The sequence below is a fragment of the Aurantimicrobium minutum genome, from assembly GCF_029893825.1.
Classification (GTDB): Bacteria; Actinomycetota; Actinomycetes; order Actinomycetales; family Microbacteriaceae; genus Aurantimicrobium; species Aurantimicrobium minutum_C.
This window is the reverse complement of record NZ_JARXXV010000001.1, coordinates 1,295,703-1,322,459: the sequence shown is the minus strand read 5'-3', so window position 1 is coordinate 1,322,459 and position 26,757 is coordinate 1,295,703. Positions and strand designations below refer to the sequence as shown.

Below are 26,757 nucleotides of genomic sequence, written 5' to 3'. Positions count from 1 at the left end.
TGTTTTGATGCGGTTTTCACCGAAGCTTGTTCAAGACTTGAGTCTTGATATATCAAGTTTGCCAAGGGAATGAAGAAAGGTCAAGTGTTCACAGCAAATCTTGAGCTTTCTCGACTCAACTTTGGTCAAAAACCGGAAACATGCTGGATCACCGGAGACTCAAGGACCTCGGGATCAAACAGATTTTTTGCCGGTGACATGCAGGAGCTACTTGGCGAAATCGCCTTCAAACGAGGAAATGACACGGTTTATGTGCATCTCGATTGCGGCATTCCTGGCTATTTTTCCGCCGGTTTTTAGCAGGCTACCGGTACCTACATGGGAATCGGTTGCCCACAAATTCAAACCACTAATCGACCACATCGCGCTTCCGGCAGCGAGCATTTCTTTAGTTCTGGTGAGTTGATAAGACTTGAAAGGTCTGGAGTCAACATCGAATTCGATTGGTGTTACTTGACCTAGCTTCATGTCGTGGAATATCGAGGCGAGAACACAAATGTGGTACTCAAAAATTGCTTCCATGCGCTTTTTGAACTTGTTGATAAGGACATTTCTCACTTGCTCAGACAATGTTGGATAAGCCGAGAACACGATGACTGGGCCATAAAAAATGGCCCGTTCTACCTCACTGTCAAAAAAGTTGCGAAGACGTTGAGATGGCGTCGATGCCTTTTTCTCGATTGCTCGCTGCGTCCATTCAAGCCAATTTTCGTAACATTGAGCTGCCGCTTCAGCCAGAAGCGCATCAAAAGATTCAAAGTAGTAGTTCACCATAGGGGGCTTCACGTCAAGCAGTTCACAAATTGCGCCTGCATTGACGTCAAGGATGCCCCGACGAGATATTTCGGACATCGTCACATACAACAACCTGTCCCGAGGGCTTGGGTTTGGGTCGGCTGTGTATCTCGCCCAAAATGACGCATCGAGCTTTGGGGGTTGCCCCGCTGAAAGTCTCTTTTTACCCGCCATTCACCAAGAATACCAAGCCAGAAGTTCATGAATATGTTGTGCCGAGTTTGACCAACTCCCGGTAGCCTGAAGACATGTCTAGCACCGGCGCTGTAATAGTTTCCGTCCCCCGCAAACAGGTCATCTCCTGGGCACTCTGGGACTGGGGAACTTCCGCCTTCAGTGTGCTCATCACCACATTCGTCTTTGCTCGCTACATCGTCTCGAGCTATTTCATTGATCCCAAGATTGTTGCTGCTTACGAAGCAGCTGGTGGCGAAGGTGTTGCCACCGGCCCTGCTTTAGCCAACTTCCAAGCCGCCGAGGCCAACCTCACTAGTTGGGTTGGTTGGGCTTTGGCCATCGGTGGTGTCACTGTGGCACTGTTTGCCCCCATTGTGGGCCAGCGCACCGATGCTGGCGGTAAGCGCAAGCTGTGGCTGGGCATCAACACAGGTATCGTGATTCTGGCCACAGCCGCCATGTTCTTTGTGGAGGGTTCACCACAGTTCTTTGTCTTGGGCATTGTGCTGCTCACCATCGGCAACGTGTTCTATGAGATGGCAAACGTCAACTACAACGCCATGTTGCTCCAGGTCTCGACGCCCAAGAACATGGGACGCATCTCCGGCTTTGGCTGGGGCATGGGCTACTTCGGCGGAATTGTTGTTCTTCTCATCGCCCTGGTTGGCTTTGTCCTCGGTGACCCTCCCTATTGGTTTGGCGTCACCACCGAGGCAGGAATGAACATTCGTGTTGTCGCAGTATTCGGTGCTATCTGGTCTCTCATATTTTCCATCCCCATCTTGCTTAATGTCCCCGAGAATGTGGCGACTTCCAAGGGCAAGAATGTAGGAATTATCGAGTCTTACAAGATCTTGTTCCGCAAGATTGCTGACCTGTATAAGAACTCTCGCCCCACCTTCTACTTCCTCCTCGCCAGTGCGGTCTTCCGTGACGGCCTGGCAGCAGTCTTTGCCTTTGGTGGCATCTTGGCTGGAACCGTTTTCGGTTTGAGTTTCACCGAAGTCATCCTCTTTGCCATCGGCGGCAACCTTGTCGCGGGTATTGGCGTTCTGTTTTCGGGTTGGATCGACGACAAGATCGGTTCCAAGCGCGTCATCGTCATTGCGCTGGCTGGTCTTGTGCTCACAGGCATCGGCTTGTTCATCTTCCACGATGGTGGCGCAACCGCCTTCTGGATCGGTGGCTTGATGCTGACCTTCTTCGTAGGTCCAGCTCAAGCTTCTGCTCGCGCCTACCTTGGACACCTTGCACCTGAAGGTCAGGAAGGGGAGCTCTTCGGTCTCTATGCCACCACAGGACGTGCCATTAGTTTCTTGGCGCCATCCTTGTTTGCGCTCTTCGTTGTGCTTGGTGGTGCCACCTACTTCGGCATCCTCGGCATCGTTGTGGTCTTGCTCGCAGGTCTTCTCTTGATGATTCCCCTCCGCGCAAAATTCATTCGATAGGTCTAAAGAGCTTAAATAAGCACTGGCTCATACCCCAGTATGAGCCAGTGCTGTATCTGAAGGTTCCTAGCTTTGCTTTTTTCGACGAGCGATGAAAATCAATACTGACCCACTTGTCACAATGACTGCCCCAAGTGCCCCGATTGCCCAAGCAGCCTGTGAGTTGATCCCTGTGTTTGCAAGCGTTGGTGTTGAAGGAACTACTGGAGTAGGTGCAGGCGGAGTCACAGGCACGTACTTGATGAACAAGCTCTGCGAGTTGATGCCCGTGCTACTCACGGTACTAATCGATGCAACAGTGTTTGAAACAACCGTCGTGGTAAATAAGCGGTAAGAAGTTGATTCTGTTCCCCACAAAACTCCATCAGCATCAAAAGATATAGAGCGAACATCTGCAGGATAACCGGTCTGAACCTGCGTGAAGACTCCGGTTGTTGTATTTACGCTCCAGAGCTTAGAAGCAGTCACAGCATAGAAAGTTGAGTCTGCCGGGTTGAAGGCAAAAGCTGAAACTGCAGCAGGCGGAGCTGTATTGATAAGAGTTGCGGCACCTGTCAGCAAATTCACGCTAAACAGGCTTCCTGCAGAATCCAAACCGTACGCACTTCCATCGGCACCAATGGCAATAGAAACCATGTCAGAAGGCGCTCCGAAAGGACCGATTACTGTGCTTGTACCTGTAGCAAGGTTTACAGAAGCAAGCTTGGTAGTGCCGTCAAAGAAGATCCAATATCCCTTTGATGGCTCATTGGGGTTGTAGGCGCCCTGCGCAGTATCTCCTACTGATAGACCCGGGTTTTGGCCGGCACCCGTTCCCGCAGTACCTACTATTGTTGTTGCCGCAGTTGAAGGGTTGACGATCTTGAGAGTTCCTTCGCGAGGGGTGTCGTATGCGATTGCATACAAGGTGTCCCCTGCAGGAAAAGCACTCGCTGCCTGAGCAGAAAAGGCAGTTGCAGCTACTACAGCAGCAACAATCAATGCGTTGCGCACTCGATTGAACATCAAGACTCCAAATTTAATCTAATTAGATTAAATAGGATATCAGAGCGTGACAATACTGAGGAACTCGCTTGCTATCGACCGTAGGGAGCCCACTGATACTGGGGGATGCCGTAGTCAATCTGGGCACCAAGCGTCGCTGCAGCACGCAGTGCGAAGTGTGGGTCGCGGAGCGTTTCTTTGCCGATCAACACTGCATCAGCACGGCCTGACTCCACAATCTCATTCGCTTGCTGAGCAGTGGTAATCATGCCCACCGCCGCCACGGGCAAATGTGCATGTTCTTTGACATAGTGAGCCATCGGAACCTGGTATCCCGGTCCCGTGGGGATATGCGCCTCAGCAACCAGACCACCAGTTGAAATGTCCGCGACGTCCACGCCCAGGTCCTTTACCCAGTCAGTAACGATGCTGGTTTCTTCTTCATTCCAACCACCCTCAATCCAGTCCGTGGCAGAGAAGCGAACAAAGAGAACAATCTCTTCGCCCACCTCCTTGCGCACTGCTCGAACAATATCGAGCAGCAGTCGCGCACGATTCTTCAACGGGCCACCGAAGTCATCGGTGCGTTCATTGGTGAGAGGTGAGAGGAATTCGTGGATAAGGTAGCCGTGAGCTGCATGGATTTCTAGAACCTTGAACCCTGCTTCAACAGCGCGACGTGCTGCAGAAGCAAAGTCAGCAACGACTTGGATTATCTGTTCTTCACTCATGGCATGCGCTGGGGCATAGCCCGTGAACGAATTGGCCGAAGGTCCCAGCGTCTGCCAGCCACCTTCTTCCACTGGCACGGTCCCATCGATGCCGTCATAACCCCAACCCGGATAGGTCGATGCTTTGCGGCCTGCATGAGCTAGCTGTATTCCTGGAACTGCACCCTGCTCTGAAATGAAAGCAGTGATGGGTCTGAACGCAGCAACTTGCTCGTCGTTCCAGATTCCAAGGTCATGGAAAGAGATGCGGCCCTCAGGGTTGACGGCAGTTGCCTCAACGATGATCAAGCCAGCTCCACCGAGAGCCATCGCGCCGTAATGCGCGGTGTGGAAAGCAGTGGGTACTCCGTCCTTACCCAGCGCGCTATACATACACATGGGTGGCACCCACACCCGATTTCGGATCGTGAGGTTGCGAACGGTGAAAGGAGTAAAGAGTGCAGGCTGAGGCATGTTTCTAAGCTAGTCCTGAAAATTCAAGACCGAGCTAGTTCTTCTTGCGATTCTTTCTTCCCCACACCAGAACAAAGATTCCTGTTCCCAGAGCGACGAGAGTTCCAATCCACAACTCGTATGAAGCAGTGAACCATCCGTAAGCCAAGGCTGGGACCCCAGCAGCTACCGCAAGGACTCCGGCAATCACACGACGACGGAATCTGACAGGTTTACGAACGAAACGCAGTAAGAGTGCAAGAAGAGACGCCGCGAGAGCAAGCCAAACAGTCCACCACGCGACTTCCTTCTCTAGAGGAATCTCTCGAATTGCAGAAACTTTGGTTCCCTGCATTTCTACGGTGGCTTTAGTGCCCTGGTCGAATGCCTTGATAGCCTTCATCGCCTTGTCGGTGAGCTTGATGTTTCCATCAGCATCAGCGGACACACCTTCAATTTGACGTGTTCCAACCAAGCGAATGTTGTGGCCACCCTGCTCGAGTGCGTCCAGAGGCAGAAGCCCGTCAATGACTGCTTCACCGTTTTTATCAACCGTGGCAGCACCCAAAATGATGGGCTGGGTTGTCACAACGAGGTAAACCTTGCTGCCAGGAACATAGCTAGAAACTGCTGACTCAACCGAGAGCCAGTTTGCAGACTTAGAGGAGTAGACGTCACTGACTAAGCGTGGTGCTTGAAGTCCGGAAGCAGCAAACACCTTTTGAACTGCAGGTGTTACAGGCACGTCATAGAGATCATCAGCTTGTGGCTTACCCTCAACAGGAGAAACCGCGGTGACCTTCGCGAAGTCAGACTGGGTGCGCTGGGTGGACTCTTCAAGCGCCTTCGCGATGCCCACAACATCACCGACGCTGCCAGGCGAGACAACGAACTGTCCCGAGATACGAGAACCCGTGACCTGAACAGTGAGTGACTCACCAGGGGTAAATCCTGAAATCTTTTCCGTAGCCGCAGCAGCAAGGCTCTTTGTAGCTGAAGACGTGATGGGGATGACCGGTGCGGCAGTTGGCTGCGTGCGCTGAACTGGAGCAGAACTTGGCGCAGGCAGGTTTGGCGTCAGCGAAGGAATCGAGGTGATACGTCGAACAGGCGCAACGGGCACTGGTGTAGGTGCGTTGATGGTGAAGGACATGATCACAGAAGTTGCAGCAGAGTAGTTGATTCCGTTCAATGCACCAGATGCGCGATATCCGAAGATCTGGCACAAACCAGGTCCCAAGACAACAACGTCCGAGCCGCGAACCTCACAGACAGCTGGAGTCATGCTGGTCATGGAGACCGGCAGGCCAGAAGAGGAAGTGGGGTTGAGGGGCAAAGTTGTGCTGGTTCCAGTCCAGTTCTGAGTTCCTGGGTTAGCAAGAGAAATGGTCTGGGGAGTTGCCACAACAGTGATGTGAATTGGAGTGTGGGTTGCTAATTCGTAGTCAGAAGTTGCTGGAGAAGTGACATCAATGACGCACTCGCCCACACCAATGAAGGAGACAGCACCAGTCGAAGGATCAACCGTACAAATCGACGAGGTCGAAGTTGAGAATGTAGGAACACCAGTTCCTGCACTAAAGACAGGGATCATTGTTCCGGTAGAACCCTGAGTAACGGTTGGAGTTGAGGAGTTGTTTCCTTGAATTCGAGGAACAACACTACGTGGGAGCACTCCTGCTGGAGTTGTAAAGCTCAGGATTGAACCATCAGTGGTGCCCGTGTTGTTAGTACCACTTACTCGGAAGTAATAGGTAGTTCCTGGGGTAAGACCAGTCAGGCTCAGTGCCGTTGCAACCGAACCATCAGACGTGGCAGAACCAGGTGTCGGTGTTCCGGTTGTGCAACCAGTGAGATTGCTGTTGGTTCCGTAGCAGAACGAAATCGCGGTTGTAGACCCGCCCCAGCCGATGGCACCATTTAGCGTTGCGGCTGTTCGCGAGACACTAGTAGCTGCCTGAGTGGTAGCAGTAGGAGCAATTGCAACAGTGGTGAATGAGCGCACGATGCCCTCGGCAGTGCCCACACTGTTACGACCTAGGGCCTTGAAATAGTAGGTCACTCCAGGAGTCAAACCTGTGAGGTTGTAGGAAACTGGAGTTGATCCGCTCGCAACGATGGAGTGCGGAGTTGGCTGAACGCTGGTGCCACTTGTTCCTGCCGCACAACCAGCCAAGTCTGCTTGGACGCTCGAGTAACACAGGGTTGCTGCCGTAATGAGGCCACCCCATTCAAGCGAACCATTGATGGTTGCCGTGGTGCTGAGTACAGAAGTTGCAGCATTAGTCGTTACGGTCGGTGCCGCAAAGACATCGACGGTGTTGGCTGTTGCTTGGAGGCTAAAGTACGCAAGCTTGGTGTTGTTCAATGCGTTGGGGTCATCCAACGTGGAGTTTGCTTCAATGAGCGCTTGAGCAGTCTTCAAACCAATGGTGTTCGTCAAAGTTGTGGATTCACATGAAAATGTCCACGTTTCGCCTGGATCGAGGATTCCAGGGTTGTTCTGGTCTCCAGCGTTGAATCCGTTGACACCTAATACAGGTGACAGTGGTGAACACGCAGGGTCAACAATCTGCTCAATCAGCATTGAGTTCAGGCCGGCAATATTTGAGGCGTTAACACCCTTGTCGGCATGCACGCTGTAGTTGAAGATGACCTTATCGCCGATATAGGCATCAACTGCGAGGTCTGGTCCATCACGAACAACAGCTGTTGAGCCAACGTAAGAGGTTGCGGTTTGTGCAACAGTCAAAGTTGGGTCGATGACAAAGACCTTGGTGTTGACAGGTGTGGGGGTGTATGCCGTTCCAACCGTAGCGTCAACAACGTTTTGCAAAGTAAAGGTGCTGAGGGTGTCTGCGTTGCGAGGACCTGACGTACACAGGTAGCTCCAGCTTTCACCTGGCTCAAGAAGGCCATCACTATCTCCGACTAGGTCAGGAGTTACACGCGTGAGTGGTGAACAGTTATCGTCAACTGGCGTGAACGAGTTGACTACTGTCGCACCATAGTTTTCAACGGTGTAGATGTAAGAAACAGAGTTGCCCACCTTGGTGTATTCAGTTCCAGCAATGATGGACAGCAGCAGTCCAGGTGCAAGTACGTTGACCGTGTTGGTGGATGAATCACTTGTTACGGTGTTGCCAACTCCGTCAGTACCTGACGCGGTTGCTTCACTGATGGTGGTCTGTGTCAAAGCAGTAGAGGGCGAACAGGTGTAGATCCAGGTTTCAGTGGTCTGGATAATTCCATCACTGTTGGTGTCACCACTGGAGTAAGTTACAGGAGCACAGTGGTCATCCGAAACCTTTGGAGCTGCTACATCAGAGTGGCCGGTGTTTGTAACGGTGTACCGATAGGTCACAGCGTTTGTTTCGCCAACAGAGATTGTCGATGCTGGGCCCGCACTCGTTGCAGGGTTAGAAACTGTTGAGGTAATAGTCAGTGCTGCAGGGAGAACTACGGTAACCGCAACGGGGACGTTAGCGGAAGTGACAGGAAGACCAACATAAACATCGGTACCCGAAGCGACCACAGACTGAGAGACAAGGTTCGAGGTAATCGCACCTGTAGTACAGGTGAAGGTCCAGGTTTCAGTGGTCTGGAGAATACGGTCGCTGTTTGTGTCACCTGCTGAGTAACGCATGTTCAAACAGTTCTGAGCAGTAACAATGGGGTTTGCAATAGCTCCACCAGAAGCAGTGACGCTGTAGCTGTAAGTAACAGTTCGGCCAGAGTAAATGGTCTTTGATGTTGGTGTTGGAACAACCGACATTGTTGGGCTGAAGACATTGACTGTCAATGCATCTGTTACCGAAGGGATGTCCAGGAATGCTCCAGCATTATCTGGGTCATCAATAACACCATCGAGGGTTACAGTCCCTGAATCGGTAGTCGTGAGGGTCTTAGCTGTGCAGTTGTAAACCCACGTTTCACCTGGATCCAGGAAGTTGTTCGAGGTTGCTGAAGATGAAACAAGTGAAGGAACTACAGCACATGCTGGGTCACTGATGACGACGGATTTAATGGGAACAGTTCCATTGTTAACCGCGGTGTAAGTGTAGGTAACTGCTTCACCACTACGAACAAAATTGCCCGTCTGGTTCTTGAGAATGTGTGCAGCACTGACGGATTTGGTGACCTTATAGTCGGTCACAGCAAGGTCGCTGACTACCGAAGCAGATGAAGGAGTTGTTTGCTGGGTACTAACTACGGTTGCGCCGTTGGTAATTGTTGTGGCACCGAGCACGGGGAAGGGTGCACTGATCGTTACCGGGAAGTTGATTTCAAGCTTTTCGTTTGGCGCCAAGCTGTAGGGGCCCGCAAGCGCTGCAGCAAATGCGGAGCTTGATATTGATGTCGCAGTTCCACCCTTGCTTTGTCCACTGACAACCAAGTCATCGAACATGATCTTGTTGGCACCTGCCATGGTGATGCGCAAAGTTTTTTCACCGGCGGTTAAGGTGCCAAGGTCTACTACACCACGGCTGGTAGACGAGTCTGTACTTGTGCTGGTGTTACAAGGATTTGCATCAGTCGCAGTCGTGAACTTTGTTGTGTATGTTCCTGCACTGCCGACCTCAATCTTGAGATAGTTCGACGTTCCACTGAGGCTGCCATAACAGTTGAAACCAATTTTGGCGCCAGCATAATCAGCAGGGTTAAGTGAATACGTGCGGGTGATGTAACCGCTGTTACCACTTGAGCCACTCCAATAAACAGCGGTACCTAGACGGCTCGAAGACGTAGTTGAAAGACTCATCTTTGAAGAGCTATCTGTCTCTGTCCAGTTCGCCCCACTCCAGCCAAAGCCATTAGAAACGTATGGTGAAGACGAGTTGTTAGCGCCAGTGAACGAATCGGTGATCACAGCGCCCGTAACAACAAATACGTCATCAAGATAAATGGTTGAACCGTTGCTTCCAGCCGTGGTTCCAGTTCCTTGCGCAGTGAAGCTCAGTTCCTTCGCCGTAGCAGTTGCTTCGGTGTAGAAAGATGCCGGGACATCAACCTTGAACGACTTCCGTGCACTTGTACACACTTGTTCGCCAGAAGTATAAGAACCTAATTTGACGACAAACGAGAATCCAGCTTGGTTGGTCGCCGCTGTAGAGGTGTCAACAGCGCACTCAAACAGAACGGATACAGCTTCATTGCCAGAAGAGAGGGGAACGCTTCTCTTGAGAATCGAAGTTTTACCGCTTTGGGTGGCGATCAGGACCGACTGATCTTCGATCTTCTGGAGAGTGTTACCGTTGGAGTTTTTAGTGGAGATTTTGATCCCCTTGTTCGTCGCAGTAGACGTTCCATCAGTAACCCAGTTCGCAGTTGTTGCACTCCAGCCTTGAGTGCTGATGTTCCAGTTACTCATCGTGGTGCTGCCCTGGGTGTAATTGAACTTATCCCACGCGACAGTTCCATAAGACTTGCCGCTGGCACTTGAGGTGTCAGTACGCGTAATGGTTGCTGTTCCGGCAGTCATACCAGCACCAAGCTGGTCCGTGAGAACTACACCCGTCTGAGTGGTCGCTGAAGTGTTTGTGACACTGAGCTTGTAGTTGATGATGTCGCCAGGCGAAACAGCTCCACCCGGTGAAACAAGCTTGGAGAGAAGAAGTGCTGGGGTACCCAAAGTGATGTTTACGGCCGATGACGTAATCGTCATTGCTGTTCCCTTGTAAGGGTTATTGGCAGTTGCAGAAAGGGTGTTTGTTCCGCCTCCGGTGATTGCCACGACTTTACACGTCGTCTGCCACACTTCATCCTTCTGGAGTGAGGCAATAGTGAAAGGCATTGCCCCTGCCTGACAGTTCAGAGTTCCACCAGTTGTGAAAGTGTCAGAAACAACAATGTTAGTAATCGTTGCAGGACCATCACTGTCGTTGGTGACCTTGATTGTGAAGCTTGCATCGCTGCCAGCTTGAACAACCTGGTTTGAAGGAGTCTTGCTCAATGTGATGTGGGGCGTGACGAGGGTGACAACAACGTCATCGGAGCTAGAAACAGTCGCTGAGCCGTCACTACCTGAAGCAACACCGCTAGTTTGCTTTGTCGTAGCGGATGAATCAGTGTTGTCGTCATTCGTAGACGAAGAAACAGAACGGGTCGAGGTGTAAACCCAGGTTTCGTTCACATCGAGCTGGTTATCAGCATCCGTATCACCAGTGTGTGTGGTGAGCGTGATGTCGTCACCCGTATTAGCGGGTGTTCCATTTTGATCTTTAACCACCACGCTGGAGATCGCGCTCGTGCCAGGATTTGTCACCGTGTAGGTATACGTAACGCTGCTTCCCGAGGGATCTGCATAACCAGGGCTGGTGGTGACGTCAATTGCGATACCAGAGTTACGAATTACGGTGGAAACAGTCGCACTGTTATTACCTGTGGTCGAATCTGCCGAGGAAGATGTAACTTTCGCAGTGTTGTCGAGCGTCTGGCCCCGAGCACTCAAGGCAACCTTGGCAACAATCGTCACCGTAGCTGTTTGCTCGTCTTGCATCGACTTAAGATCACAGGTTACGGTGCCATTGAGTTCTGTACACGTCGCACCAGAAGGTGCTGTTCCTGAATAGACAGGAGCTGATACTGAATCAAATGTGACACCGCTGGGGAGTGGGTCAGTAAGCGTGACCTTTGTCGCAACGTTGCCATCGCCAGCTGTAGTTCCTGCGGTTTTACCGTTGTTCTTGACTTCAAGCGTGTAGGTAATGTCTCCGTTGACACTTGCTGTGGTGGGAGAAGCGGTTTTGGTAACGGTGACATCTGCTTCAGGCGAGTAGATCACGCTGGAGTAGCCGAAACTGAATCGACCACAGGTGTCGATGACAGTGAGTGTCATGTTGCAGTTGACGTTTCCTGTTACGTCCGGAGCAGTAAAGGTTGTTTTTGCCTTGGTCGCGTCAAAGAACGTGCCACCTGTTACTGCATTGCCATTGGTGTCATAACACGCAGCAGTCCACTTGTAGTTGTAGCTTCCTGATCCACCCGTTGCGGCACCAGCAACGGGAACGGTGTTACCTCCAGCGATTGCGGTTCCCGCCGCAGGCTCGGTAACAGAAACAATTGGTGAACGTGAAGTGCTGGCGTTGCCGTTCAGACGACGGTCAACAGCGGTGAGGAGCAAGAAGTTGAAGAAGGCACGCTGAGATGCGACGTCATCGACAGTACCCTTGTTGACGCTGTGGCCGCCCTGGTACATGACCCAGCCGTAGTTGGTGTTTCCATAGGCAGGTCCGTAGAGCAATGATGCCGCGGTTCCTACGTTGTTAGTTGCCGTTGCATCTGGCTGGGTGGGGTCGTAAGAAATGATCTGAGTGGTGGAACGCCACTTTGATCCAGCCTTAGGAATGTAAATCTGCTCAGACCCGTTTTGAGTTGAAGCATCTGTCACACCGAGGAATTGTGCAATAGGGTCGCCTGCGCGAACTGATTCAATCGCAGTGCCTGCATCGGTCGTGGGTGCTGCAGTGTCGGTGGGTGACTTGTAGAAAGCGTAAGGAACAGAACCCTGTGCTTGGTGGCTACCGTAGTTGACCAGTCCGCTAGTACCCAGCAGGTTCATAGCAAAAGCACCTGCTGTTCCGGTCGCACCAGCAACCTGGGAACCCGCCGCAGGGAAAACCATGTTCTCAATTTCGCTCACTGCGTGACAGCTCGCGTAGAAAGATCCACCAGCTTTAATGAATGGAATCAGAGCGTTGTGAGTGGCATAGGTGGGATCCGCGTGAGGCATGATGTAGATGTCATCACAGGCGGTGAGCTGGCTGGGAGCAGCAGTTCGGTACGCAGGTGGGTTTGCTGGATCAAGAGTCGCAGTAGGTGCTGGAATTTCAGCGTTGGCAAAATACGTCGCAGCGACAGAGCCATTTTGTGCATCAAGGACAGCGCGTGGCCAACCTGAAATAGTCGCGAAAATGGGGAAAGGTGTAACAGGGTCCTGAGTACATGGGCCGTCAACAGTGACACCTTTTGTTCGCCAGGTTGCGACAATGCTCTGAGCTTGTGCCGCGAATGCCTCAGGAATGATGAAAGCACCAGATTTGTATGCCTTGTTTGCATACGTAGTGCCACTGCCATCACAGTCAAACGTAAAATCAGCTGCAGAGTTACCGGTGGTCTGACTGATTGGTGCTTTATTGGGATCGATTGCCCACTCAACTGGGATCTTCGCCTTCACCAAGGCGTAGATCAAACCATAAGGCTTGATGCCTTGAGCGATTGTTTGCTTGGTTGCCGAGCCCGTAACCGCACCTGCATCAATGATGTAGGAACCTTGAGCAAATGCCTGAGTTCCGCTTCCGTTGTTATTGGGGTTGGGGTAACCAGCTACAGCAAATGCTGAATCTGCAAACGCAGTGGTGGAAAGAAACGCGGCGGTGAGCAGTACTGCAACTGCTTTCTTCGCTACTGAACGACGGAGATTGAAACGTCTCTTGATTCCACGCCAGAGGAACAACATTGATGCATTTCTCATGATGTTGTACCCCTTGGAGAAGAAAAAGTAAGGAGTTTTAACCTTAATTCATAGGGAAAAACACCTGTCTAAACTACCCACTGTATACGAAAAGTATGAAAATTGCGACCCTTGTACCCCTCCGGATTCCGGTGAGGGTTTCTGAGAATAACTTTGGTTAGCCGTGTAACCAGGTGAAGATCAGCAACATGGTGACAATGAAGCCAGCAAAGAAGTTAATCCCGAGGAATTTCTTCCAGCCCCGATTGGCTTGCTCACAATCTGCGTCACTGAGATTCCTAAACGGCCAGACCATCAGGATGTAAGGAACGGCGGTAACGGAAGCTACCCAGAACGGCCAGGTTGGTTCAGCAAAGAACGCACCGCACAGAATCAGAACACCAGCAAGCGCGTAGCAAACCAGAGCGAAGCGAGCGGTCCATGCTGCTCCAAAAGCGGTGGCGATGGATTTCAGCCCGCCTTCGCGGTCTGCCTGAATGTCTTGCACAGCGCCAAAAGCATGCGACGCCATTCCCCACAAGAAGAATGCGTTAAGAATCAACCACAGTGCCGGGGTGAAGGTCGCACCGGCAAGAATAACGCCATACACAGCAGGGCTCACGAAGTGAGTGCTGCTGGTGAGGGAGTCCAACACAGGGATCTCTTTGAAGCGCAAGCCCTTCATCGAATAGGCAACAACAGCAAACATGCTGACAGCCAAGGTGATGTTGGCGCCGGCATTACCGATAGCTACCAAATAAATCAGGAACGGAACGTTCGTGATGACAACTGCCCACAGGGTGACCTTGTGGAGACTGCGGTCTAAGACCGCGCCCTCCACACCACCTTTGCGCGGGTTGCGCATGTCTGACTCGTAGTCGAACACATCGTTGATTCCATACATTGCCAGGTTGTAAGGAATGAGGAAGAAGATGGTGCCCAGGATGAAGGTGAGGTCAACCTGACGTGTGGTCATCAGATACGCGGCCGCGAAAGGGAAAGCAGTGTTGATCCACGACAGTGGCCTGGACGAGACAAAGAGCTGCTTGAGTGTGTTCATCTCTTCTTCCTTGTACCGAGCAATGTCCACAGAGCCGGCAAGATAATCACTGCCGCGATGGTGTAATCAAAGTCTTCCAGAGGTGCAAGCCCGATGAAAGCACCCATCAGTGTGCTGGGGTCATAGGCGACCAGTCCGACTCCAATAATCACATTGTCGAAGACAGCGGTAGTGAGCAACATCACAGCAAGCGTGATCCCGAATGTCCATAGCAGTGACCTAGTCACCTTCACGCCACGCTTGCTATTGACCACGGCCGCAATAACCGCAAACCAGACTGCCAACCCTAAGAAGATGGTGTTCAGAAGAGAATAGGTCACCTACTTCACCTCCTCGGAGGAAGCTTTGGTGACTGCTCTGCCAACCGCCACAAACACATTCATGGTCATGTAACACAGCAGAGTGAGGAAGAACACTTCCTCAAGTGGCAACTCTGGTGCCAGCTGAATGCCCGTCATCCACTGGCCTTCGCCTCGGAAGAACACTCCGGCATCGATGCCGGTGAGATCCCAGATGAGGAAGAACACAACTCCAGTTGTGAGCACAACTGTTGCACGGCGAGCGTCGTGCCAAAAGAACAGAGTGAAGCGTCTATCCAGCATCACCATGCCGGTGAGAGACACCAGCAACGCGGCAAGATAGAGAAAATTCATCGGCTCTAGGCAGTCTTGTCGACCGTGGGGAAGAGAGGTTCTGGAAGTGGCTCAGTTGTGGTGTCACCGCGCAAGCGCTTGACCAAGATCTCGGCACTGATCAAGCACATCGGCAGACCGATTCCGGGAATGGTTGTTCCACCGGTGTAGTAAAGATCTGAAACCTTTTTGGAGATATTTCCCGAACGGAAGAACGCACTCTGGGAGAGGATGTGGCTGGGGCCCAGGGCTCCACCCTTCCACGAGTTGAGATCGTGAGCGAAGTCAGCTGGCCCAACAGTGCGGCGAACGGTGATGCGCTGGGCAAGGTCTGGCACACCAGTCCACTGCGCAATCTGAGTAATTGCGCTGTTGGCAATGTCTTCAACCTGCTTGCTTCCCTTGCCATCAACTCCACCCTTACCGATGGAAACATCTGCGGGGATGGGCACCAAGATAAACAGGTTTGTGTCGCCCTGTGGCGCGACAGAAGCATCTGTTGCACTGGGCTTGCAGACATAGATATTGGCTGGCGTGGGCACAGAGGTGTCCTCGCCAAAGATTTTCTTGAAGTCCGCGTCCCAGTCGTTCGTGAAGAAGAGGGTGTGGTGCTCAAGCTCGGGGATATCACCCTTGACGCCTAAATACACAAGAACTGCACTGGGGCCAGAGACCTTCTTCTCCCAATAGCTTTCGCCATAGGTTTGCAAGGGTTCTGGAAGAAGCTGCGTCTCGGTGAAGTGCAGGTCGGCAGCCGAGACCACGATGTCTGCAGACAAGGTTGTGACCGACTTCGACTTGCCCTTGGTGTATTCAACACCGGCAGCCTTTGCCTTGGTCTTGTGGCCAGCAGGGTTTACCACCGTGAGAATCTTGCTCACATTCGCTTCGGTGATGATCTTCACACCTTCAGCTAGCGCAATATCGCGAATGCTTTCAATCACGCGGTTGAAACCGCCCTGCGCATACAGCACACCATCTTCGAGGTCGAGGTAGCTCATTAAGTGATACATCGACGGAGTAATGAAGGGGCTCGAGCCTAAGAACACTGCGGGGTATCCCAGTATCTGCTGCAGGCGAGGATCGCTCACGTGACGTGAAGCGAACTTATGCAGAGACTCCTGCAGGAGCTTGGCCAGCTTGGGGGTTCTGCGCAGAACATCAGCTCGCATGAGAGGCCCATACTTTTCAAAGCTGGTGTAGAGGAAGCGCTTCTTGGCCATCTCATAGGTGTCTTTGGCAGAGTCCAGATAGCGCTCCATCGCGGGGCGAGAGCCAGGTTCGAGTGTCTCAAAGAGTTCGAGGTTGTCTTCACGGTTGTCCAACACATCCACGGGGCGTGCTGGATAGACACCGTCTTCTTCGAAGAGGACACGGTATCCAGGGTTCAGTTTGGATAGTGAAAGCTGCTCTTTACTCGAGGTGCCCATGAGCTTATAGAAGTGGTCAAACACTTCAGGCATGAGATACCAGGAAGGGCCGGTGTCGAAACGGAAGCCGTCTTTCTCCCACGTTCCTGCACGACCACCTACTTCTTTGTGCTTCTCCAGCAGGGTGACCTGATACCCATCGCGAGCAAGGAGCGCTGCCGAAGCAAGTCCGGCGATACCGCCACCGATGATGACAACAGATTTGGTCATGAGGTTTTTCCCATCAGTACTGCCAGGGCAATACGTGCTTTCACAAAGGTTGGAACACTCACCCGTGTGTGCTTGAGTTCAGCAGCTGGCGTGCGTTCAATTCGGCGGTTGAGCTCGGCAAAGAGATTCTGTGCCAGAGCAACAGCCTTGCGGCTAGAACTGGGCAGCAGCGGAACGATGGCACCAGAAACAGCGAGGTCTGCATCGATGTCAGCAACTAGAACCATCTTCTGTTCTTCAGTGAAGGTGGCGATGTTGATGCCGGGGAAATAACTACGGCCTAGTTCATCCACATCAGCAGAAAGATCGCGCAAGAAATTCACCTTTTGAAATGCAGCACCGAGCTTTCTAGCGCCGGTGACAAAAGTGTCATTCTCTTCAGGGGTGAGGTCTTTGCCCACCAAGAATGCTTTCAAACACATCAGACCCACCACCTCGGCAGAACCATAGACGTAGTCTTCAAAACTTTTCTGGGTGTGGGTGACGCGGGTGATGTCCACGCGCATGGAGGTGAAGAAAGGCCTGGTGAGTTCAGGGGTGATTCCGGTCCTGCGCGCAGTGAGGGCAAAAGCATGAACCACCAAGTTGGTGCTATATCCGCGCTTCATCGCTGCTTCGGTTTCCTGCTCTAATTCGTCCAGCAGGCGACGAATCTCTTTCTCGTCAACGCCGGCATATGCCGCAACACCATCAACGATTTCATCTGCCAAGCGAACGAGACCATAAATGTTCTCCACGTCTTGACGAACACCAGAGCCCAGGAGTTTCGCGGCCATGCCGAAGGAGGTTGAGTACTCACGAATGATCATGCTCGCGGTTTGTTCAGCAACTTTGTCATAAAGCGCACTCTGTCTGGTGGGCTGTTCGCTGACCGGCACAGAGGCATCTTGTGTCAGCTTGGAATTATTCATCGCACGCGCTCCACGACAGCAGAAACAAGTGGGGTGAGTTGGTCGGTGAGTTGCTGAGGCACTCCCGCCCCATGAAGAGCAGCGACAGCTTCGTCGGCGTAGTCCGAAGCGAGTCGCTGGGTGTACTTCTTCGCGCCAGTGCGTTCAAGCACTTCTCGCACGGTGGCCGCCTCAGAATCCGAGAGGGTGCTGTCCCCGACGAGGTGAGCAATAGAGCTCCACTCTAATGTCTGAGATGCGAAGGCAATGAGGGCAGTACGTTTTCCTTCACGAAGGTCGCCCAATGTGGTCTTTCCTGTGGAGGCTTCATTACCGAAGACACCTAACAGGTCATCCACGATTTGGTAGGCAATACCAATGTTGCGACCAAATTCGCCCAGTGCAGTTATGACGTCGTCACTAGCACCGGCAAGGATTGCTCCTGCTTGCAGGGGTGCTTCAAAAGAATAGACAGCGGTTTTGAGTCGCTCCATGTGAACGATTTCTTCGATGCTGGGCATTCCGGCATAGAGCGAGAAGTCCACATCAATGAGTTCGCCGGCTGCAGAGTCAAACACTGCACGATCGAGCAGTTCAACCAGGGCATCACGGATAGCTGGGTTCGCTGTGGCTCGCTCCATCAAACGGAAGGAACCGGTCAGTGCCAAGTCGCCGGCAATGACAGCTACCGACATTCCTCGATGTTCAGCTGTCGGAAGAGATAACCCGGCAGTTTGTGCCACATCACGATAACTTCCGGAGACATTTGGGATTCCACGGCGGACAAAGTCACGGTCCACTACATCGTCATGAACGATGAGCGCGGTGTGGAGGAGTTCGAAAGATGCCCCCACATGAGCTGCAGAGCGAAGGTCAGATCCACCCAGTGAGGTGTAGGCGGTCATCACCATCTGCGGGCGGAAACGCTTCCCACCGGCGGTGTTTGAGCGCAGGGTCTTCCATAGCGCTTCATAGGCTGGCGCTAATACAGCAGCACGTTCAGTGGATAGGCTAAAGAAGTGCTCAAGAACCTCTTCTACGAGCGCAAGATGGCGCGTCATTTCGGTTTCTTGACTTGGAACACTCACCATCCCAGACTAACTGACAAGGCAGGAGCAAAACATGAGCGATTCCCGTGAACTGGTTGTGCTCTTGTCTGAAGATGGCTCCCCAATCGGCACTGCAGATAAGGCGACCGTCCACACCGAAGACACTCACCTCCACCTCGCCTTCTCCTGTCACGTGTTCAACCGTGACGGACAGATTCTTGTCACTCGACGTGCACTGGAGAAAAAGACCTGGCCTGGTGTGTGGACAAACTCTTTCTGTGGCCACCCAGGCCCTGGGGAAGACTTTGTTGATGCCATCCACCGCAGAGCAGAGCAAGAGCTCGGACTCAAGCTGGCATCTGTGAAGAGTGCGCTACCGGACTTCCGTTATCGCGCAGTAGATGCGTCCGGAATTGTCGAGAATGAAATTTGCCCCGTCTATATCGCCATCGTGGATGAGGAACCAGTTCCTAACCCTTCAGAGGTTGCCGAGTATGCCTGGGCCGATCCTTCGGGACTGCTAGCCGCTGTCGAAAAATCAGCTTTTGCGTTCAGCCCGTGGCTCACCCTGCAGCTGCCTCGATTGGCTGTTGCTGGATATCTTTCCCCGGCGGGCTAATTACTCGTTGCCTGCCAGCCGGTGAAATACCAGCGCCGCCATGACTCGCTGATTTGTTTCTTCAGATATCTGAAGGATTTTGTAGATGACAAGCAAATGATTGCTGACTGTGTTCTCGGTGATACCTAATTCAGCGGCTATGGATTTATTGCTTTGACCCACCGCTAAGGCACGAAGTATTTGGTATTGGCGACGAGTGAGCTGCTCAACTGGTGATGTGTGAGGAAAGCCGTAACGGGTCGGAACAGCACCGATATTCACGGAGGATGAGTTAATCATGATGTCCTTGTTTTCGACGCGTACATCACAATATTAGTTACATATTTCTGTTTTTGTAATTTTTTAATACGGCATTAGGGCCCAGAGAAATGATTTTCTCCTCAAATACTTTCGCGACTGATGGGTCTTGAAAATTTGGAAGAGGATAAAACCAGGCTGCAAGTTGGGTTCCTGCCATGGCAAACCATTCGGGGGAATTAAATTTCCCAGCAAAGGCCATGGGAATGGATATGTTGAGCATGATGAAACCCGTTGCTTCGGCTTGAATGATGGGGTCTAAATCTTGGCGAAGAAATTTTTCAGAAATTGCGTGAGCTATTTCGCATTTCAGAGCTTCAATAAGCGTCAAGGCATGCTCACTGTTGTTCACCCGATCAAGAACCTGCGGGTCACGTCCTGCCACTTCCTTTACAGCTAGGGGATGCTCAGGTGCCTCCAGAAGAATTTGTCGCCAAATTTCTCCGGAAAGAAAAGGTGCTGGGTGGAGAGTCAACCTTGTGATTACGGAATCGAATAACTCGCTGTAGTCCTTTTCAACCGCGGCAAGAAATAGCTCATATTTGTTCGGGAAGTAGCGATAAATTCCCTGGCTCGTGATTCCAGCTCGTGAGGCAATATCCACGATGGAGACAGAATCCACTTCGTTTCCTGCAAACGCCTCAATAGCCGCATCAAGAATGCGGTTACGAGTGTTTTCGGACTTTGAGGTGACGGGTTTCCCCAAATTAGCCGCCGATAGCTCCGGCATCCGTTGCACTGACATCAGTGCGGTGGAAGTTGAGGAACGAGCGTGAAGCCGTGGGACCACGCTGACCGTGGTAGCGGGACTTGTACTCTGCCGAACCATAAGGCTTCTCTGCAGGAGAGGTGAGCTTGAAGAAGCAGAGCTGGCCAATCTTCATGCCTGGCCACAGCTTGATGGGCAGGGTTGCCATGTTGGAAAGCTCGAGAGTGATGTGACCGGAGAAACCTGGGTCAATAAAGCCCGCGGTGGAGTGGGTCACCAGACCCAAACGGCCAAGAGAGCTCTTACCTTCGAGGCGAGCTGCAATATCGTCAGGCAGAGTTACCTGCTCGTAGGTTGCACCAAGAACAAACTCGCCAGGGTGCAGGATGAAAGGCTCGTTAGGGTCGACCTCGATCAAGCGAGTGAGGTCAGGCTGGTCTTCAGCAGGGTCGATGTAGGGGTACTTGTGGTTGTCGAAGAGACGGAAGTACCGGTCGATGCGAACGTCAACGCTCGAGGGCTGAATCATGTCGTCAGCTGAGGGCTCGAGACCAATACGGCCCGACTCGAGCTCAGCACGAATATCGCGATCAGAAAGAAGCATGTCCTAAGCCTATCTAAGGAAAAGCTCGGTGTTAGGGCAGTTCAGGGGCGTTTAAGAAGTCCGCGGGGGCCGTAGGTCACCACGGCTACCCGAGGATCAATCGAACACACTTCTTTTCGTCCAAACCACGTGATTCGATTGCGAGCAATCCAGCGATAGATCCCGTTTCGTATCGGTGGTGGAACTACCCGTGCAATCGCTGCCACCATCTTCCAGCGCCGAGGAAGCAGATCAGCAAGCGCGAGCACGGCATTACTTTCTTGGAGCACTCGGTTACCGCGAAGCACCACTACAGAATCAAAATCCTCCACCCCTGCGGTGTGGAGTAGCTGCTGTCCCCAGCCTGACTCGCCTGGAACAAACATGATGTGTTCTGGGCTTAGTTTCTCGGCAGGGATGCGCTTGCCCAACCATTCGACCAAACCTACACACAGTGCGCAGTCACCATCGATGAGGACAATCATTCTTATCCTTCGAGGTTGTGACCTAGAGACTCAACCCTGCCCATGAATCTCTCCACATCGGGATCCACGATCACATCTGATGGTCGCAAAGGTCTGGTCAGATAGAGGCCATCGAGCGAAGTGATGCGGCTGAGTGCAACATAGGTCTGTCCAGGTGCAAATGCGCGTGAGCCCATATCGATCAGAGCACGGTCATAGGTTTGTCCCTGTGCTTTGTGGATGGTCACTGCCCACGCCAGGCGAAGTGGGAACTGGGTGAACTCAGCAACGACGTCACGGGTGAGCTCATCAGTGCTCTGTTTGTAGGAGTACTTGTAGCGTTCCCAGGTAACTGGGTGCACTTCATATTCGGAGCCGGCGACTGAGACAAAAACGGTATCAGTGATCTTGGTCACGGTTCCCACCGTCCCGTTGACCCATCTTCCTTCGCTGTCGTTTTGCAGGAACATCACCTGCGCTCCGAGTTTGAGCTCCAAGTCCTCATCGGCGGGGAATGCATTAGCGGCGAAGTCGCCGCTCACGTCTGCTGCCGCCACCTTCTTCTTGCCGGGAAGTTTGGCAAGCTGCTCAGCGTTAATGGCGTTGACTCGAGCATTTGTGGTGGCCAAGATGATGATGTCTTCGCCCTCTGGCACTGGACGATTACCGGCAGCGTTGAGTGCGGCTCCGAGGGTGGGTGTCACCGTTCCGTGACGAACAGCGTTCAACATTTCTTTGAACGCATCGTCACGCTGACGGTGGATTTCGGTCAGCTCAATGATGCGCAGTGGGGTGTCTTGCCATACTGCGGCATCAAAGAACCAGTTCGAGGCATAGCGGGCTTGAAGGTATTCCTTCTCCTCTGGCGTGCGGGGAGGAACCGGTGAGAGCTGGTAGGGGTCACCGAACATGATGACCTGAACTCCACCGAAGCTTTCCTTCTTCCGGTGACGTGCTTCACGCAAGGCGCGGTCAATGGCATCCATGATGTCCGCGTTGACCATGGAGACTTCATCTATCACGAGAGTGTCGATGGCATTGAGAATCTTGCGTTGATCTGGGCCATGGTTGAGATCCAAAGAACCAATCAACCCCGTGGGCAGGCGAAACAAAGAGTGAATTGTTTGGCCGCCGACATTCAGTGCGGCCACGCCAGTTGGAGCACACACCGCGATCGTCTTCTCGGTGGTGAAAGCCAGATGGTTCAGCAGGGTGGACTTCCCTGTTCCAGCACGTCCGGTAATGAACACGTGCTCTCTGGTCTCCTCGATGAGGTTAAACACCTCCTGCTGTTGGGCCGATAAGGAGACGGTGTTCACCCGTGAAGTTTACCTGCGTGCAGGCTCTGCATCCGGTTGCTCACAGGCGCGCTTTGTAGGATGTAGAGGTGAAATTGACCAAACGCCAGGGCACCTATCTTGGGTTAGCCACTGCAGCACTTCTCTTGGTCACACTCTTTGTCGGTATCGGCATCAACCAGTCGCTCTTTAGTGCGTCGGGGTTTGTCAGCCAATACCTTTCCGCGCTCTCTCGGCATGACGCTGCCTCGGCACTGTCGATGCCAGGTGTGGCAGACAAGCTGCCTGAAGGCGCTGACCGTGCACTCCTTCGTGGTTCTGCAATGGGTGAACTCAGCAACATTCAGATCACCAAGGTCAGCGGCACCGACGCAAAAACGACAGTGACGGCAAGCTATCTTGTCGGCGGCGAGAAGGCCACCGGAACCTTCACCCTCAAGCGCATCGGGACCATGCTGGGTCTGTTCGAGTCGTGGGCCTTTGCTGAACTCCCCGTTGCCACCGCCAAGGTGAGTGTGTGGCATGACGCCTCGTTTGATGTGGGGAAGTCTGGGCTTATTGATCTTCGTTCTACCACCTCAGGTAAAGAGTCAACTGTCTGGGGCGGAACAGGAACCTATCTCCTCTTTGCTCCAGGGAACTATGTCTTCGATCACACCTCAACGTGGCTCACGGCTAAGAAGGTCGTAGTAAACATTGCCTCCCCCGGTGACACCGAAGAAGTCGTCGTCGATGTTGAGGCCAACACAGCTTTCAACAAACGCGTGCAAAAAGAGGTAGATGACTTCCTGGATTCCTGTGTGAAGCAACGCGTGCTGCAACCCACCGGTTGTAACTTTGGCTACCAAACCGGCAACCGCATTGTGGGTGAGCCCAGCTGGGAAGTAGCGGAATACCCCACTATTGATGTTGTTCCCGGCGAGAGTGCCTGGGCAGTAAACAATGCCGTGGCGAAACTGCGCATTACCGGTGAGGTGCAGTCCCTGTATGACGGGACCATCTCGCCACTGGACGAGATAGTTGATGCTGTTTTCAACATCACTATCACCATTCGTTCAGACGGCAGCCTGGCAATCGTGCTGTCCTAGGACTCCGCGTTGTCTTCTGCGGCCTGGCGGGCAAGCATCTCGTTGTATGCCTTGAGTTCAGCATCGTCATCGCGGTCTGCTTGACGATCCTTACGCTTGGCTTCCTTCGCGTCAGATCGATTCCATTGGTATCCGATCACAAGTGCAAGCACGAGGTTTGGTAGTTCGCCCACGCTCCATGCGATAGCGCCACCAGCCTGCTGATCCTCCAGCGGAGTTGAACCCCAGGTTCGTCCCATGGCGCCGAACCAGTCAGCAAGCATCAAGTTTTCGCTGGACATGATGCCTAGGCCAAAGAAGGCATGCACGGTCATTGCTGCCAAAAGCTGAATGAGGCGGAAAGGGTAGGGGTAACGAGTCTTGACCGGATCAATACCAATCAGGGACTGAACAAAGAGGTATCCGGCAAGAAGGAAGTGAACAATCATCCACTCGTGACCGATGTGGTCACTAGTTGCCCACCTAAAGATTGGCGTGTAGTAGAACAGCCAGAGCGAGCCAACAAAATTGATGGTGGCAAAGAGCGGGTGAGAGATCACGTTCGCATAACCGGAGTGAACTGCCTTGAGTATCCACTCACGTCCACCACGACTGTCATCCTTACGCTTTTCAATCGCGCGCAAAGCCAGTGTGACGGGAGCTCCTGGCACCAACAGGATAGGCACCATCATGCCCAAAGTCATGTGTGCACCCATATGGGCTGAGAAGAGATACATCTCGTAGGCGTTGATACCGCCGTTGGTGATGTAGAACAGCAGGACCATACCTGCAATCCACAGCACCGTGCGATACCAGGGCCACTTATCTCCACGCTTGTGCAAGCGCCAGACACCAACCACATAGAAGAAGATGGCGAAGGAACAGAACAGCAACCAGATCAGGTCAAAGTTCCACACCGTGAAGTAACGGTCAAACGTGAACTCAGGAGGCAGAACAGATCCGGTCAGAATTTCAGCAGGAGTGGGGTTCTGATTCAGTGCCTCGCTCACCGGAGTGGGTGTGCGAGCAAGACCTGCTGCTAGGCCGGAGGCAACACCCATGATGATGAGCTCGAGCGCAATAAACCACCAGAACATCTTCTGCGCAGCAGCCCCGGCCATTCTCTTGACCAAGAAGCCGCGCTGCCAGAAACCGAAAACACCCAAGACCACCATGGCGGCAACCTTCGCCAGCACCAGCTGGCCATAGGGCGTGCCCACAAGCTTGTCGAAAGTTCCAATTCGAACCATCGCATTGGCCACACCAGAAACAGCAACCACGATAAAGGCAATGATGGCCAGGGTGGAGAACCTGGAGACAATGGCCGCGAGGCGGTCCTTGTCGATAATTCCACGCAGCAAGACCAGAGTGATCACACCACCAAGCCAGACCGAGACAAATACCAGGTGCAAACCCATCGACGTGATCGCCATGGCGTGACCTGAGGTTCCGGCAGAGTGACCTTGCAGCGCCATGGGCACCAAAGTGCCCACCGCTGCCAAGCCGACAAAGAAGAGAGCGGTCTGATTAGTCACCGCAATACACAGCACTGCAACGAAGGCAGCGAGCAAGGTGGTGATCAGCCAGGCCTGGCCCAGCTGAATGCTGGTGAAGAAGAAGCCCAGTTGATTGCCGAATGTGGCATCAGCAGAGAAGGGGGTCAGGCTCACATTCAAGAAGGTGAGGAATCCCGTGACAGCAGAAGCGAGAGTCATCACCAGCGCTGCAGCAGCGGCAATATCAATGCTGCGAAGATAGGCGCGTTCCCGCGAGGCGAAAGCCCACAGTGCCAGTGCGAGCGAACCAATCATCGTTGCGGCAGAAAGATCCACCAACAACTTGGCAATGGGCAAGCCCACACGAACGACCACGCCCGGGTCACCCAGCGCTGGCGTGCGGGAACCTCCGCCAAATGCCAGGGCTGCGAGCAAGACAGCAAGCGCGACCAGCACGGTCAGCGCGGGGATGGCTATCTTGAACAAACGGGGCACAAGACAAGCCTAGAGATGATTAGTGCTCGTTAACTGCAGAGTGGGTGTGAGCCCGAAGGCTCACACCCACTTCAAGCGAGTGAAACTCGTGACTACTTAACAGCAGCCTTGAGCTTGCTACCAGCCGAGACCTTGACAGACTTGGAAGCTGCGATCTGGATGGTTGCGCCGGTCTGAGGGTTACGACCGGTGCGAGCTGCACGGTTGGTGCGCTCGAAGGAGATGAAGCCGGGGATGGTTACCTTTCCACCCTTAGCAACTTCAGCGGAGACAACTGCGAACAGTGCGTCGATAACGCCGTTTACGTTTGCCTGCGAAAGGTTGGTGTGAGCGGCAACTGCTGCGACAACCTCAGACTTGTTGAGAGCCATTTGTGTCCTCCTGGACGTTGAGCTACCGAGGTAGCACTGTGTTTGGAACGGTTGAGCCACAAGGGCCGTCTCGTTTGGTCTGTCTGACCAATCGAAAAAGTATCAGCACATCCGCGTATTTACGGGGAATTCGTGTCGGCGTGGCACGAGAAGACCTCGACCCAAGGTTGAGGGTTTAAATAGGGGTTAAAACAGTACTGGCCACGAACTTTTTACAGTTCGTGGCCAGTGCCTTAATCCTGTTGGATTACCAGCTCGACTTGGTGATACCGGGCAGTTCGCCACGGTGAGCCATCTCGCGGAAACGTACACGAGAGATACCGAACTTGGTGAGGACACCACGGGGGCGGCCATCAATCGCGTCGCGGCTGCGAACGCGGATGGGGGAAGCGTTACGTGGAAGCTTCTGCAGACCAACACGTGCTGCTTCACGAGAAGCATCGGTGCCGTTGGGATCTACAAGAGCCTTCTTGAGTTCGAGACGCTTTGCAGCGTAACGCTCAACTACTACCTTGCGCTGCTCGTTACGAGCAATCTTGCTTTTCTTAGCCATTTAGCGCTCCTCACGGAATTCAACGTGCTGACGCACTACGGGGTCGTACTTCTTGAGTACAAGACGGTCGGGGGTGTTGCGGCGGTTCTTGCGAGTCACGTAGGTGTAACCAGTGCCTGCAGTTGAGCGCAGCTTGATGATGGGACGTACGTCCTGTTGCTTAGCCATTAGATCTTCTCCCCACGAGCGAGAAGGTCCTTGACGACGGATTCAATTCCGCGTGCGTCAATAACCTTGATTCCCTTAGCCGACAGAGTCAGCGTTACATTGCGACGAAGAGAAGGTACGTAGTACGTCTTCTTCTGAATGTTGGGGTCGAAACGACGCTTGGTGCGTCGGTGCGAGTGTGAAATTGCGTGCCCAAAGCCGGGTACGGCTCCGGTCACCTGACAGGTCGCAGCCATGTCTATCCTCCTAATACCGCAAGACGGGATTGTCTTGCCCAAGATTCCTTGTCTGCACACGAACACCCACAACTCACGAAGTGAGAGAGAACGTGCACTGCTTACGCGAGG

Annotated in this window: 23 protein-coding genes; 3 read left to right on the top strand and 20 right to left on the bottom strand. The window is 52.9% G+C overall.

Features of this window, described 5'->3' with window-relative positions:
• Positions 1-207 precede the first annotated feature (207 nt).
• The gene (locus M2120_RS06465) at positions 208-969 is read right to left on the bottom strand and encodes a TetR/AcrR family transcriptional regulator (protein ID WP_280797889.1); all 762 of its coding nucleotides are present in this window, start codon (positions 967-969) and stop codon (positions 208-210) included.
• A gap of 74 nt (positions 970-1,043) precedes the next feature.
• Here M2120_RS06465 and M2120_RS06460 point away from each other — a divergent pair, with 74 nt between their 5' ends.
• Positions 1,044-2,420, top strand: a complete 1,377-nt coding sequence (locus M2120_RS06460) for an MFS transporter (RefSeq protein WP_280797888.1) — start codon at positions 1,044-1,046, stop codon at positions 2,418-2,420.
• 66 nt (positions 2,421-2,486) lie between these two features.
• Here M2120_RS06460 and M2120_RS06455 read toward each other — a convergent pair whose 3' ends face one another.
• From M2120_RS06455 to M2120_RS06415, 9 genes are all read right to left on the bottom strand, one after another.
• Positions 2,487-3,425: a hypothetical protein gene (locus tag M2120_RS06455; protein WP_280797887.1), complete on the bottom strand. Its 939-nt coding sequence runs from the start codon at positions 3,423-3,425 to the stop codon at positions 2,487-2,489.
• A gap of 71 nt (positions 3,426-3,496) precedes the next feature.
• A complete protein-coding gene (locus M2120_RS06450) occupies positions 3,497-4,588 on the bottom strand; it encodes an NADH:flavin oxidoreductase/NADH oxidase (protein WP_280797886.1) in 1,092 nt (363 codons plus the stop codon).
• Between the two features lie 34 nt (positions 4,589-4,622).
• Positions 4,623-13,040, bottom strand: coding sequence for a DUF7507 domain-containing protein (locus M2120_RS06445; protein ID WP_280797885.1), 8,418 nt, complete (start codon positions 13,038-13,040; stop codon positions 4,623-4,625).
• A gap of 157 nt (positions 13,041-13,197) precedes the next feature.
• Positions 13,198-14,079: a prenyltransferase gene (locus tag M2120_RS06440; protein ID WP_280797884.1), complete on the bottom strand. Its 882-nt coding sequence runs from the start codon at positions 14,077-14,079 to the stop codon at positions 13,198-13,200.
• Positions 14,076-14,399: a lycopene cyclase domain-containing protein gene (locus M2120_RS06435; protein ID WP_280797883.1), complete on the bottom strand. Its 324-nt coding sequence runs from the start codon at positions 14,397-14,399 to the stop codon at positions 14,076-14,078. Before M2120_RS06435 ends, M2120_RS06440 begins: the two co-directional genes overlap by 4 nt.
• Positions 14,400-14,732, bottom strand: coding sequence for a lycopene cyclase domain-containing protein (locus M2120_RS06430; protein ID WP_280797882.1), 333 nt, complete (start codon positions 14,730-14,732; stop codon positions 14,400-14,402).
• A 5-nt stretch (positions 14,733-14,737) separates the two neighbouring features.
• Positions 14,738-16,351, bottom strand: coding sequence for a phytoene desaturase family protein (crtI, locus tag M2120_RS06425; RefSeq protein WP_280797881.1), 1,614 nt, complete (start codon positions 16,349-16,351; stop codon positions 14,738-14,740).
• Positions 16,348-17,262 (bottom strand): phytoene/squalene synthase family protein, encoded by a 915-nt coding sequence (locus tag M2120_RS06420; RefSeq protein ID WP_280797880.1) that lies wholly within the window; start codon positions 17,260-17,262, stop codon positions 16,348-16,350. The genes crtI and M2120_RS06420 overlap by 4 nt, the downstream gene beginning before the upstream one ends.
• Positions 17,259-18,302, bottom strand: a complete 1,044-nt coding sequence (locus M2120_RS06415; RefSeq protein WP_280797879.1) for a polyprenyl synthetase family protein — start codon at positions 18,300-18,302, stop codon at positions 17,259-17,261. The genes M2120_RS06420 and M2120_RS06415 overlap by 4 nt, the downstream gene beginning before the upstream one ends.
• A gap of 61 nt (positions 18,303-18,363) precedes the next feature.
• On the opposite strand from M2120_RS06415, the gene idi reads away from it, so the two are divergent.
• Positions 18,364-18,909, top strand: coding sequence for an isopentenyl-diphosphate Delta-isomerase (idi, locus tag M2120_RS06410; RefSeq protein ID WP_280797878.1), 546 nt, complete (start codon positions 18,364-18,366; stop codon positions 18,907-18,909).
• Here the strand turns inward: idi and M2120_RS06405 are convergent, their stop codons facing one another.
• The 5 genes from M2120_RS06405 to M2120_RS06385 are packed head-to-tail and all read right to left on the bottom strand — an operon-like array spanning position 18,910 to position 22,281.
• Positions 18,910-19,188 (bottom strand): LuxR C-terminal-related transcriptional regulator, encoded by a 279-nt coding sequence (locus tag M2120_RS06405; RefSeq protein WP_280797877.1) that lies wholly within the window; start codon positions 19,186-19,188, stop codon positions 18,910-18,912. It abuts the gene before it with no gap.
• Positions 19,189-19,225: 37 nt separating this feature from the next.
• Positions 19,226-19,951, bottom strand: a complete 726-nt coding sequence (locus M2120_RS06400) for a TetR/AcrR family transcriptional regulator (RefSeq protein WP_280797876.1) — start codon at positions 19,949-19,951, stop codon at positions 19,226-19,228.
• Positions 19,914-20,519, bottom strand: a complete 606-nt coding sequence (gene dcd / locus M2120_RS06395; RefSeq protein WP_280797875.1) for a dCTP deaminase — start codon at positions 20,517-20,519, stop codon at positions 19,914-19,916. The genes M2120_RS06400 and dcd overlap by 38 nt, the downstream gene beginning before the upstream one ends.
• A gap of 41 nt (positions 20,520-20,560) precedes the next feature.
• Positions 20,561-20,983 (bottom strand): thiol-disulfide oxidoreductase DCC family protein, encoded by a 423-nt coding sequence (locus M2120_RS06390; protein ID WP_280797874.1) that lies wholly within the window; start codon positions 20,981-20,983, stop codon positions 20,561-20,563.
• A 2-nt stretch (positions 20,984-20,985) separates the two neighbouring features.
• Positions 20,986-22,281 carry an ATP-dependent DNA helicase gene (locus M2120_RS06385; protein WP_280797873.1) on the bottom strand — a complete coding sequence of 432 codons (1,296 nt, stop codon included), beginning with the start codon at positions 22,279-22,281 and terminating at the stop codon, positions 20,986-20,988.
• Between the two features lie 68 nt (positions 22,282-22,349).
• Here M2120_RS06385 and M2120_RS06380 point away from each other — a divergent pair, with 68 nt between their 5' ends.
• On the top strand, positions 22,350-23,348 hold the full coding sequence (locus tag M2120_RS06380; protein WP_280797872.1) for a hypothetical protein: 999 nt from the start codon (positions 22,350-22,352) through the stop codon (positions 23,346-23,348).
• Here M2120_RS06380 and M2120_RS06375 read toward each other — a convergent pair.
• From M2120_RS06375 to rpmB, 5 genes are all read right to left on the bottom strand, one after another.
• On the bottom strand, positions 23,345-25,318 hold the full coding sequence (locus tag M2120_RS06375; RefSeq protein ID WP_280797871.1) for a cytochrome c oxidase assembly protein: 1,974 nt from the start codon (positions 25,316-25,318) through the stop codon (positions 23,345-23,347). The genes M2120_RS06380 and M2120_RS06375 overlap by 4 nt on opposite strands.
• A 92-nt stretch (positions 25,319-25,410) precedes the next feature.
• Positions 25,411-25,689 carry an HU family DNA-binding protein gene (locus M2120_RS06370; protein WP_096382795.1) on the bottom strand — a complete coding sequence of 93 codons (279 nt, stop codon included), beginning with the start codon at positions 25,687-25,689 and terminating at the stop codon, positions 25,411-25,413.
• Between the two features lie 247 nt (positions 25,690-25,936).
• Entirely contained in the window at positions 25,937-26,242 is a 306-nt protein-coding gene (rpsN, locus tag M2120_RS06365) for a 30S ribosomal protein S14 (RefSeq protein ID WP_280797870.1), read from the bottom strand.
• Positions 26,243-26,410: a 50S ribosomal protein L33 gene (gene rpmG, locus M2120_RS06360; RefSeq protein ID WP_114128369.1), complete on the bottom strand. Its 168-nt coding sequence runs from the start codon at positions 26,408-26,410 to the stop codon at positions 26,243-26,245. It lies immediately after the preceding gene.
• Entirely contained in the window at positions 26,410-26,646 is a 237-nt protein-coding gene (gene rpmB / locus M2120_RS06355; RefSeq protein WP_110234752.1) for a 50S ribosomal protein L28, read from the bottom strand. Before rpmB ends, rpmG begins: the two co-directional genes overlap by 1 nt.
• Positions 26,647-26,757 lie beyond the last annotated feature (111 nt).

What these genes read in the sequence shown, in the direction of transcription:
- M2120_RS06390 (WP_280797874.1), bottom strand. Translation starts at nt 20,983, where the DNA reads ATGATTGTCCTCATCGATGGTGACTGCGCACTGTGTGTAGGTTTGGTC.
- M2120_RS06420 (WP_280797880.1), bottom strand. Translation starts at nt 17,262, where the DNA reads ATGAATAATTCCAAGCTGACACAAGATGCCTCTGTGCCGGTCAGCGAA.
- M2120_RS06405 (WP_280797877.1), bottom strand. Translation starts at nt 19,188, where the DNA reads ATGATTAACTCATCCTCCGTGAATATCGGTGCTGTTCCGACCCGTTAC.
- idi (WP_280797878.1), top strand. Translation starts at nt 18,364, where the DNA reads ATGAGCGATTCCCGTGAACTGGTTGTGCTCTTGTCTGAAGATGGCTCC.
- dcd (WP_280797875.1), bottom strand. Translation starts at nt 20,519, where the DNA reads ATGCTTCTTTCTGATCGCGATATTCGTGCTGAGCTCGAGTCGGGCCGT.
- M2120_RS06460 (WP_280797888.1), top strand. Translation starts at nt 1,044, where the DNA reads ATGTCTAGCACCGGCGCTGTAATAGTTTCCGTCCCCCGCAAACAGGTC.
- M2120_RS06415 (WP_280797879.1), bottom strand. Translation starts at nt 18,302, where the DNA reads ATGACGCGCCATCTTGCGCTCGTAGAAGAGGTTCTTGAGCACTTCTTT.
- rpsN (WP_280797870.1), bottom strand. Translation starts at nt 26,242, where the DNA reads ATGGCTAAGAAAAGCAAGATTGCTCGTAACGAGCAGCGCAAGGTAGTA.
- M2120_RS06370 (WP_096382795.1), bottom strand. Translation starts at nt 25,689, where the DNA reads ATGGCTCTCAACAAGTCTGAGGTTGTCGCAGCAGTTGCCGCTCACACC.
- M2120_RS06465 (WP_280797889.1), bottom strand. Translation starts at nt 969, where the DNA reads ATGGCGGGTAAAAAGAGACTTTCAGCGGGGCAACCCCCAAAGCTCGAT.
- rpmG (WP_114128369.1), bottom strand. Translation starts at nt 26,410, where the DNA reads ATGGCTAAGCAACAGGACGTACGTCCCATCATCAAGCTGCGCTCAACT.
- rpmB (WP_110234752.1), bottom strand. Translation starts at nt 26,646, where the DNA reads ATGGCTGCGACCTGTCAGGTGACCGGAGCCGTACCCGGCTTTGGGCAC.
- M2120_RS06430 (WP_280797882.1), bottom strand. Translation starts at nt 14,732, where the DNA reads ATGAATTTTCTCTATCTTGCCGCGTTGCTGGTGTCTCTCACCGGCATG.
- M2120_RS06440 (WP_280797884.1), bottom strand. Translation starts at nt 14,079, where the DNA reads ATGAACACACTCAAGCAGCTCTTTGTCTCGTCCAGGCCACTGTCGTGG.
- M2120_RS06445 (WP_280797885.1), bottom strand. Translation starts at nt 13,040, where the DNA reads ATGAGAAATGCATCAATGTTGTTCCTCTGGCGTGGAATCAAGAGACGT.
- M2120_RS06400 (WP_280797876.1), bottom strand. Translation starts at nt 19,951, where the DNA reads ATGTCAGTGCAACGGATGCCGGAGCTATCGGCGGCTAATTTGGGGAAA.
- M2120_RS06455 (WP_280797887.1), bottom strand. Translation starts at nt 3,425, where the DNA reads ATGTTCAATCGAGTGCGCAACGCATTGATTGTTGCTGCTGTAGTAGCT.
- M2120_RS06450 (WP_280797886.1), bottom strand. Translation starts at nt 4,588, where the DNA reads ATGCCTCAGCCTGCACTCTTTACTCCTTTCACCGTTCGCAACCTCACG.
- crtI (WP_280797881.1), bottom strand. Translation starts at nt 16,351, where the DNA reads ATGACCAAATCTGTTGTCATCATCGGTGGCGGTATCGCCGGACTTGCT.